This is a genomic window from Spirillospora sp. NPDC046719 (assembly GCF_040645715.1).
In the GTDB taxonomy this organism is placed as follows: Bacteria; Actinomycetota; Actinomycetes; order Streptosporangiales; family Streptosporangiaceae; genus Spirillospora.
This window is the reverse complement of sequence record NZ_JBEYYT010000907.1, coordinates 1-1,325: the sequence shown is the minus strand read 5'-3', so window position 1 is coordinate 1,325 and position 1,325 is coordinate 1. Positions and strand designations below refer to the sequence as shown.

Genomic DNA, 1,325 nt, shown 5'->3' with positions numbered 1-1,325 from the left:
GGCGACCGGCGCGGACGTGCCGGCGCTGTTCGGCGAGCGGCTCGCGGAGAACCGGGCGGCGGTGCGGCACGTCGGCGCCGACGAGCTGGCCACCGCGGTCGCCGCCGCGCTGTGGGGACGCGAGGCCAAGCAGATCGTCGTCCCGGCGGACCTGCCGTTCGGCTGGCTCGCGGAGCTGGACGGGGTGCGCGCGATGGCGGACCGGCCGGTGATCGACGTGGACGCCCTCGCCGCCGCGGACGGCGTCGTCACCGGGTGCGCCGTCGCGATCGCCCGGACCGGGACCGTCGTGCTGGACGGCGGCCCGACGCAGGGCCGCCGCGCCCTCACCCTGCTGCCCGCCTACCACCTGTGCGTCGTGCAGGCCGAGCAGATCGTGGGGACGGTCCCGGAGGCGGTCGAGCGGCTCGACCCGGCCCGCCCGCTCACCTGGATCAGCGGCCCGTCGGCCGCGTACGCCGCGGACATGGCGGGCGCGGAGGGCATGCACGGCCCCCGGCACCTCGAGGTGCTGGTCGTCGAGGACTGAGCCCCGCACGGGGACTGAGCCCCGCACGGGGACTGAGCCCCGCACGCTGCCCGGCTCCGCCGCCCGGTCGGCTACCCGGCGCCGGCGAGGACGAGGTCGAGGCCGGCGGCGAAGCGGGCGTCCCAGTCGACGGCGCGGTCGGCGCCGTCCTCCGCCGTCCCGCGGACCTCCAGGGCGGCGTGCCCGATCACGTAGCCGAGCAGTGTGTGCGCGGCGACCGCGGCGGAGTCCTCGCGCACGCCGCCCTGCCGCATCACCTCCCGCAGGGACGCGACGGTCGCGGCGAGCGCGGCCGGGTTGCGGCGGGTGACGACGAGCGGGAGCACGCCCGCGTGGGCGAGGAGCCGGGAGCGGTAGTCGCCGGCCCAGGCGCGCAGGACGCCCCGCCAGGACGCGGCGTCCGCGGCCCCGGTGTCGGCGGGGGCGGCGGCGACGTGCGCGACGAGGCCGTCGAGGAGCTGCTCCTTGCCGCGGGGGAGGTGGTGGTAGATCGCCATGGCCTCGACCTCGAGGGCGTCGCCGAGGCGGCGCATGGTGAGGCGGCCGAGTCCCTGGCCGTCGACGATCTGCAGGGCCGCCTCGGTGATCCGCTCGATCGACAGCGGCGCGCGGTTCTGGGCGTTGATGCTGGGCTGCCTGACCATGGGGGCAAGCGTACGGGGGGCCGCCGACATGATCGGGGACGCGGGCGCGCGCCGTGCCGGGCCGGCGGCCGGTCCGGGACGGCGGCCCGGGCCCCGGCGATGGCGCGGGCCGGGGGGCCGGGGGGGGGGGGGCCGGGGGGGGCGCCCCCGCC

Annotated in this window: 2 protein-coding genes; one reads left to right on the top strand and one right to left on the bottom strand. The window is 79.3% G+C overall.

The window, feature by feature from the left end; all coding sequences use genetic code 11:
• On the top strand, positions 1 to 529 hold a 529-nt coding region (locus ABZ914_RS51470), incomplete at its 5' end, for a LutC/YkgG family protein (protein ID WP_500201827.1).
• A gap of 71 nt (positions 530 to 600) precedes the next feature.
• Here the strand turns inward: ABZ914_RS51470 and ABZ914_RS51465 are convergent.
• Entirely contained in the window at positions 601 to 1,173 is a 573-nt protein-coding gene (locus ABZ914_RS51465) for a TetR/AcrR family transcriptional regulator (RefSeq protein WP_500201826.1), read from the bottom strand.
• Positions 1,174 to 1,325: the final 152 nt, after the last annotated feature.

What these genes read in the sequence shown, in the direction of transcription:
- ABZ914_RS51465 (WP_500201826.1), bottom strand. Translation starts at nt 1,173, where the DNA reads ATGGTCAGGCAGCCCAGCATCAACGCCCAGAACCGCGCGCCGCTGTCG.